Below are 7,223 nucleotides of genomic sequence, written 5' to 3' on the forward strand. Positions count from 1 at the left end.
ATTAGCTAGCCTGTGTTATCGGGTTGACGGGCGATGGATGCTCTTCGATCAGTTCGAGCGCGGCCTCTACGACCTCGTCCACATGGACGCCCGCGAGACACGCGTGATGACCTTCGGGACACACGCTGCGATAGCACCAGCGGCAGGACACATCGCGATAGAGCACGCGATGCGGCGTTTGCCACGGCATGTGTTGCGGATTCGTGAGCGCGTACAGATCGACGACGGGCGTGCCCAGCGCCGACGCGAGATGCACCGGCCCGCTGTTGTTCGAGATGAGCACGCGGGCGCGTTGAATGAGCGCGGCGAGTTCGCCGAGTTCGAGCGCGCCGGAGAGATCGTGCGCGTAAGGACTCGCCCTGCACGCTGCGTGACATAGCGGACTTTCGCCGCGCGAACCCGTCACGAGCACCGGCCATTGCAGTTGCGCGCCGAGACGTTCGATCGCTTCGGCGAATCGCTCGACGGGGTAACGGCGCGACTCCGCGCTCGCGCCCGGATGCACGACGATGAAGGGCGCATGCATATCGACATCGCGGGCAAGGAGCTTTTGCGCCAGCGCATCGACATCGGCGGGGCGAACGGAGAAGCGCATCCGCGTTTCGCCGGTTTTCGCGCCCACTCGCGCGACGAGCGCTAGTTGCCGTTCGACTTCATGACGCGTGCCGTGCTGCGGTTCTGTTTCCTGAACCCAGTCGGTCAACAGGCCGTAGGGGTTTTCGCGGCAGTGCGCGAGCCGCAGCGGAATGCCGGCGAGATGGCAAAGCATCGCGGCGGGCAATGGATTCTGGCTGTAGACGCTGAAGATCACCGCTGCATCGAAGTGCGCCGCCGCGAGGCGCGCGCGCATGGCGAGATCGGCGAGGGCGTCGATGGGCGCATCCTGCTTGACCCACGGCGCATCGTATTCGATCACATCGTCGATCGCATCGATGAAGGGCGCCGTCGCCTTGCCCGCTCGCGATGCGAGCAAGGTCAGATGCCTGCCCGGTTGCGCCGCGCGCAGGGCGTGCAGCGCGGGCGTCGTCATCAGCACATCGCCGAGATTGTCGAGACGAATGCAGAGAATGCGCTTCACATCCGCGCCCCATTCGCGCGGCGCATTGGCGGCACTCTTGCGCGCATGCGCTTCGACCACGGGTGCAAGCGTCGGCTTCATGCGGGACACTCCGCGTTGACGACGGCGATCGCCGCCTCGTACATGTCCTTCGCGACGATGTCCGGCTCGCGTCCTTCGCCACGCAGCCATTCGGTCTCGTTGCCGTTGTCGATCAGCACGCTGCGGCAGCCCGCGCGATGCCCCGCTTCGACATCGTCGAGTATGTCGCCGATGAACCAGCTCTGCGAGAGATCGAGGCGATGCTCGCGCGCGGCACGCAAAATCAGGCCGGGCGCGGGCTTGCGGCATTCGCATACGCGCGTCAATTCAGGCACGACGCCTTGCGGATGATGCGGGCACCAATAGATACCGGCGAGCGAAGCGCCCGCTTCTGCCGCGAGTTCATGCAGACGCGCTTCGACCTGATCGAGCGCGCGCCGCTCGAACTTGCCGAGCGCGATGCCGCTCTGATTGCTGATCACGAAGATGGGCAATTCAAGCCACGCGAACAGACGCAGCGCGTCGAGCGCGCCCGACGCGAGACGCATCTTCACTGGATCGACGTTCCACGGCACATCGTCGAGCAGGGTGCCGTCCTTGTCGATGAAGATCGCGGGTCGCAATGTCGGCGTCATCGCGCGGCTCCGCCCATCGCGACGCGTTCCGCAGCTTGTCCTTCGTCGTCGCAGAGGCGCGCGTAGACCTGTGCGAGCGCCTGAGCGACGCTCGACCACGTGAACATCGCGTTGGCGCGGGCGAGGCCCGCTTCGCCCATTCTCTCGGCGAGCGCGGGATCGCGCTTGAGCGTCACGAGCGCGGCGGCAACCGCCGACGGGTTCTTCGGCGGCACGAGCAAGCCTGTTTCGCCGTGCGCCACCGAATAGCGAATGCCGCCCACGTCCGCGCCGATGACAGGCCGGCCGCACGCCATCGCCTCCAGCGGCGTGATGCCGAAAGGCTCGTACCACGGCGTCGTCACGAACACGTCGGCTGCGTTATAGAAGTGCTTCAGCTCGCTTCGTCCATGACGGCCGACGAAATGCACGTGCTCGTCGATGCCGCACTCGCGCGCGATGCCACGCAGCCTGCCGATCTCCGGCGTCGCGATCTCGTTCGCTTCGTCGGAATTGCCGCCCGCCACGTAGAGTTCGGCACGTTCGCCATGCTCGAAGCGAAGCGCGGCGAGCGCGCGCACGACGCTATCGACGCCCTTGCGCCGCACCATGCGCCCCAGTTGCAGCACGATGAAGCGGTCTTGCGGCCAGCCGAGCTTTTCTCTCGCGCGCGTCTTGTCGAGCGGATGAAACTCCGCGCGGTCGAAGCCGCACGGCACGAGATCGATGCGGGCGGCATCGGCGTCGTAGAGATGGATCAGGTCGTTCTCGTCCTGGGGACACTCCGCGATCACCGAATCGGAACGCCTGACGAGTTCGTCTTCGATGTCGAAGCGCGCATCGGGAAAGCCGTCCGATTCGCCCTGATGCAGGCGTCTCACGCGGCCGAGCGCATGAAACGTCGTGACGAGCGGCACGCCGAGCGCGTCCTTGATGCGCAGCCCAACGAGCCCCGACATGAAAAAGTTCGCGTGCACGATGTCATATGGTTGCGCCTCGTTCTTCATGAAGTCGATCATGAAAGCGGCGAACGCGTCCATATGCGGTAGAAGCTGTTCCTTCGGCAACTGCACGGGCGGCCCGGCCGGTACGTTTATCACGCGGATGCTTTCGAAGCGCGAGATGAGCGGCAATAACGAACGATCGCAGCGCGTGAACACATCGACATCGTGACCGATGCGCACGAGCTGACGCGCGACATTCGCCACATAAATGTTTTGCCCGCCGCTGTCCACGCCACCCGCGATCGCCAATGGCGAAGCGTGCTCACTGATCAAAGCGATTTTCACGAAAGTCCCCTGTTTTGCGATCCCAAAGTGCGTGTACGCGGTGCGCAATCGCATGGATCAGTCGCGAAGTTTGAGCATTCCCTGTGCCACTCGTTGTCGAACTGGAGAGAACTACGAAACGACTTGCGGTTCGTTGTGATGCGAACCAAATTTCGTTTGGTTCGTGGCGTATTGCACGCGTTTTTACGTGGCGCGTGTAGAACGGAAAGGGGCCGATACTTTCGTTTGCTTCGCGCGGCGCGCGTCGTCTTCGCGCACGATGCGACGCATGTCCCGCACGCGGGGAGGGATCGCGCGACGCCTCGCCATCGCCCATGCGATGCCGCCCACGAGTGCGGGCAGATCGCCTATCAGCGTGCGTTCGCTGTCCGCTACGACGAGGGCTGTGCAGGTGGCGCGCAGTGCTTCGCCGATAGGCAGGCGCATCCACGCGACCCACGCGCCGTTGCGCGCGAGGAGCCTGCGCCGCTGTGCGCTGTCGCGCAGCGGTGAAGGGTGGTGATAGAGAACGAGCTCGTCCATATAGACGATCGCGTGGCCGGCGGACAGGACATCGAGCGAGACGAGCGTCTCTTCGCCACCGATGAAGAAGCGAGGCTCGTAGCCGCCGACTTCCCGGAACACGCTCGTGCGGAACACGCTCGCGCCCGCCATATAGCCGACGAGCGCGGGACCGGGCAAGCCGCGATTCGGCAGCGGGCTGTCGCGCATGCGTTCGCAGGTCTCATCCGCCGCGCTGTCTTCGCCGACGACGACGCGCGCGTTGAGCACCGCGACGCGCGGCGCGGCATCGAGGATCGCGACCGCGCGCGAAAGCGAGCCGCCGCTCCACCACGTGTCGTCATCGCAGAACGCGACGTATTCCGTCTCGACACGCGCGACGCCGAGGTTGCGTCCTGCCGCGCCGAGATTGTCCGGCGCGACGACGAGTTCGACGGAGGGAAAGCGCGCCGCGATGCGCTCGGCGGTGCCGTCGGTGGACGCATTATCGACCGCCACTATGCGGATGCGGTCCGGCAATGCGGCAAGTCTTGCGAGCGTGTCGAGTACCTGATCGGCACGGTTGTAGGTGAGCACGACGACGGTGAGCCGCGCGCGGTCCGGTTCGGAAAGGGTTGCCGGTTCAAGCATGTCGGTCGAGGGCTCGCAGCATCCAGAAGCGTTCGGGCGCAAGTACGTCGTCATAGCCTTGAGGTCCGAAAGCCTTCAGTTGGCTCGCATAGCATTGCACGGCACGTTGCTTCGCTTCGACGTAACGCGAGAGCATGCCGGCATCGATCGGACGGAGCAGCGGCGTCGCTTCGATGCCGCTCCCGATGAGTTCGACGAGCCGTTGTTGCACGAGGCCGTTCATGCGCCGATATAAGCAGTCTTCGTACGCAATGCATGTGATTTCGTCCGAAAGGCACGCTTCGCGTGCGGCCGCGTGCACGAGCGCATGATCGGAATGAAAGAGACCGAGTGGTATGAAGATCGTTTCACAGGAAGTCTCGCGCATAACGGTGCGAATGGTCGACGCGATTTCCCGGGTGGCCGTGCCCGCGTCACCTTGTGCGTATTGCGAGTCGAGAAAGCCGAGATGCACGGCGCGCGCGCCCAGGATGTGCAATGCGGCCGTATCTTCGGCGCGGCGCTCGCGCATGGCCTCATGAGCATCCGCGAAGCCGCACTGCGTGTCCCAGCCGGTCACGAGCGCCGTATCGGGCGCACCCGCGAATATCGTGCAGACCGATGCGCCCGGCGACGTAGCGAGCATGGCGCCGCAACTGAACACGGCATCGTCGAGATGCGGGGAGACAACGAGGGTTTCGCGAGCGGCGAGGGACATGGTGGACGCGTTCGATGAAATCGGTCCGGAGGCATGGCGCAATGGACATGCCTTGATAAGCGTGCCGTCCGGTCGAAGGGCTGATATTTGCCGTCCCTGATTTGTAAGCCGCGCCTCCAGCGCGAGCATGAATCCGTACCCCCTTTCTCTCCTTCGCATCAATGTTGCTGCGGTCGCTGACCGATCTGTGATGCCGAGAATTGAGGGGCGGCCCGCTCACGGGTGTCCGGGTCAAAGAGAAAAAAAACCGCCGGTTGCGCGGGAACACTCCCCGCCGCCCTCAAGCGATGAAGCTGGAATCGGCGCGTAGAGGCACGCCTTTTGCGTCACTCGTCCGCTCGCAATTCGGACGATGACCAAAATGAAGGCCACAATAATCGCCCACGAATCTCCTCCAACGAATGCGTCGGTGGAGATTCATCGATTCAAATTTCTGCTAGACGACGGTACTGCGCCTCCACTTGCCGAGACGATATCTCTGCGCACAGCACGGGTCATTGTCGAAAACTTGGAGGACGGCAACGCCTTCATCAAGATGCTTCGAGCGATCGTGAGGGCACAACCGTCCGAGTACGACGACTTGGTCGGTCAGATCTTTCCCGATCATTTCAAACATTCTCCCGACGGCGGGGATCCGACGCAGCGATGCGACGGCGCGGCTCCTGGCTAGCGGGGGTAATGCTGGCAGTTCTTGGCGCGTCCGTTCGAATCTGATGGGCGTCCCGCTGAAACCTTGTTCGCATGAAATCTTTGTTCATTGGCGAAACGGCCACCGTTTATACCGTTCAGTGGTGGTGCCCTTGGCTTCCAACCCGGATCCAACCGACGCGACGCAAAGCGCGAAACGCGTGCCGCGCTGGCCTGCGCTTGTCGCTCCGACCGACGCGGAACAGCAATTGCGAAAGCGGGAGTGGCAAACGGCGTTTATACGCCGTCCGTTGCTGCCAACCTATCCCGCTGGAGGGAAAAATGCGCGCACTTCGCTGGCATGGAAAACACGACATCCGATGCGACACGGTTCCCGATCCCGAAATCGAAGAAGGGCGTGATGCCATTATCAAGGTTTCGACTTGCGCGATCTGTGGCTCGGATCTGCACTTGTTTGACGGCTTCATGCCGACCATGAAGAGTGGCGACATCCTGGGCCACGAATTTATGGGCGAAGTCGTGGAAGTGGGCCGTGAGAATAAAGCGCTTAAAGTCGGCGACCGGGTGGTCGTACCCTTCACCATTTTCTGCGGTGACTGCGATCAGTGCAAACGCGGCAACTTTTCTGTTTGCGAACGGAGCAATCGCAATAAAGAGGAAGCCGATAAGATGTTTGGCCACGCGACCGCTGGCTTATTCGGCTATTCGCATCTGACCGGTGGCTATGCAGGCGGGCAGGCTGAGTTTGTCCGTGTCCCATTTGCCGATACCACGCATGTGAAGGTGCCACAGGGCCTTACCGACGAGCAGGTGCTCTTCCTCGGGGACATCTTACCGACCGGATGGCAAGCGGCGGTGAACTGTGAAATCGTCCCGACGGACACGGTTGCGATCTGGGGCGCTGGTCCGGTCGGCCAGATGGCAATTCGCAGCGCCGTCCTGCTTGGAGCCAAGCAGGTGGTCGTTATCGATCGCGTGCCTGAGCGCTTGGCGATGGCCCGGCAGGGCGGCGCTATCACGATCAATTTCGACGAAGAGAGTGTGCTTGACCGGCTTGCAGAGCTGACGGGCGGAAAGGGCCCGGAGAAATGCATTGACGCGGTGGGAATGGAGTCACATGCGACGCGGTCCTTTGACGCAATGTACGACCGTGTAAAGCAGGCCGTCATGCTTGAGTCGGACCGGCCGCACGTGTTGCGGGAAATGATTTATGTGTGTCGCCCAGCAGGCATCTTATCGGTCCCGGGTGTTTATGGCGGATTGATCGACAAGCTACCGTTTGGGGCATCGATGAACAAAGGTCTGACGTGGAAGATGGGACAAACGCACGTCAACCGATGGACCGATGACCTCCTACAACGCATTCAAGAAGGTCAGATTGACCCGTCCTTTGTGATCACGCATACCGTTGCGCTCGAAGACGGCCCCGGAATGTACAAGACGTTCCGTGACAAGGAAGATGGCTGTATCAAAGTCGTGCTGAAACCATGACGCCTCGACAATCTCACCGGCGGGCGTCTTGGCGCGCACGAGCGTCTGTACGGACGAGAGCCGTATGGAAGGCGCTGCCGAGCACAGGTGAAAGTAGCCCTCGAACGAGCGTTCGTTCTGCGAATCGTCATTCATCTCGGCGAGCGCTTGATGCTGCTGCACAAGAACGCAGAGCGGGACGACCGCATCGTCCGGGAATTGCGAACGCTTAATCGCGGCAGCCCGAAATGGCGGTGCAAGCTGCGCTTATGTTC

The 7,223-nt window shown here is 62.5% G+C and carries 7 protein-coding genes; 2 read left to right on the forward strand and 5 right to left on the reverse strand.

Annotated elements, in window-relative coordinates:
* Nucleotide 1 precedes the first annotated feature (1 nt).
* The 5 genes from AWB82_RS13760 to AWB82_RS13780 form a co-directional block, all read right to left on the reverse strand.
* On the reverse strand, nucleotides 2–1,159 hold the full coding sequence (locus tag AWB82_RS13760) for a glycosyltransferase family 9 protein (RefSeq protein WP_086967890.1): 1,158 nt from the start codon (nucleotides 1,157–1,159) through the stop codon (nucleotides 2–4).
* Nucleotides 1,156–1,734, reverse strand: a complete 579-nt coding sequence (locus AWB82_RS13765) for a D-glycero-alpha-D-manno-heptose-1,7-bisphosphate 7-phosphatase (RefSeq protein WP_086967892.1) — start codon at nucleotides 1,732–1,734, stop codon at nucleotides 1,156–1,158. Before AWB82_RS13765 ends, AWB82_RS13760 begins: the two co-directional genes overlap by 4 nt.
* The gene (locus AWB82_RS13770; protein ID WP_086967923.1) at nucleotides 1,731–3,002 is read right to left on the reverse strand and encodes a glycosyltransferase family 4 protein; all 1,272 of its coding nucleotides are present in this window, start codon (nucleotides 3,000–3,002) and stop codon (nucleotides 1,731–1,733) included. Before AWB82_RS13770 ends, AWB82_RS13765 begins: the two co-directional genes overlap by 4 nt.
* A 183-nt stretch (nucleotides 3,003–3,185) precedes the next feature.
* On the reverse strand, nucleotides 3,186–4,133 hold the full coding sequence (locus AWB82_RS13775; protein ID WP_086967894.1) for a glycosyltransferase family 2 protein: 948 nt from the start codon (nucleotides 4,131–4,133) through the stop codon (nucleotides 3,186–3,188).
* Nucleotides 4,126–4,830: a PIG-L deacetylase family protein gene (locus AWB82_RS13780; protein ID WP_086967896.1), complete on the reverse strand. Its 705-nt coding sequence runs from the start codon at nucleotides 4,828–4,830 to the stop codon at nucleotides 4,126–4,128. The genes AWB82_RS13775 and AWB82_RS13780 overlap by 8 nt, the downstream gene beginning before the upstream one ends.
* A gap of 352 nt (nucleotides 4,831–5,182) precedes the next feature.
* Between AWB82_RS13780 and AWB82_RS13785 the strand changes: the two genes are divergently transcribed.
* Together AWB82_RS13785 and AWB82_RS13790 are read left to right on the forward strand one after the other, a co-directional pair.
* On the forward strand, nucleotides 5,183–5,500 hold the full coding sequence (locus AWB82_RS13785) for a hypothetical protein (protein WP_086967897.1): 318 nt from the start codon (nucleotides 5,183–5,185) through the stop codon (nucleotides 5,498–5,500).
* A 299-nt stretch (nucleotides 5,501–5,799) separates the two neighbouring features.
* Nucleotides 5,800–6,969, forward strand: a complete 1,170-nt coding sequence (locus AWB82_RS13790) for a zinc-dependent alcohol dehydrogenase (RefSeq protein WP_086967899.1) — start codon at nucleotides 5,800–5,802, stop codon at nucleotides 6,967–6,969.
* Nucleotides 6,970–7,223 lie beyond the last annotated feature (254 nt).

The organism is Caballeronia glebae (assembly GCF_001545035.1).
Taxonomy (GTDB): domain Bacteria; phylum Pseudomonadota; class Gammaproteobacteria; order Burkholderiales; family Burkholderiaceae; genus Caballeronia; species Caballeronia glebae.

Excerpts from the sequence above, each read along its gene's own strand:
- AWB82_RS13790 (WP_086967899.1), top strand. The coding sequence starts at position 5,800 with ATGCGCGCACTTCGCTGGCATGGAAAACACGACATCCGATGCGACACG.
- AWB82_RS13765 (WP_086967892.1), bottom strand. The coding sequence starts at position 1,734 with ATGACGCCGACATTGCGACCCGCGATCTTCATCGACAAGGACGGCACC.
- AWB82_RS13785 (WP_086967897.1), top strand. The coding sequence starts at position 5,183 with ATGACCAAAATGAAGGCCACAATAATCGCCCACGAATCTCCTCCAACG.
- AWB82_RS13780 (WP_086967896.1), bottom strand. The coding sequence starts at position 4,830 with ATGTCCCTCGCCGCTCGCGAAACCCTCGTTGTCTCCCCGCATCTCGAC.
- AWB82_RS13775 (WP_086967894.1), bottom strand. The coding sequence starts at position 4,133 with ATGCTTGAACCGGCAACCCTTTCCGAACCGGACCGCGCGCGGCTCACC.
- AWB82_RS13760 (WP_086967890.1), bottom strand. The coding sequence starts at position 1,159 with ATGAAGCCGACGCTTGCACCCGTGGTCGAAGCGCATGCGCGCAAGAGT.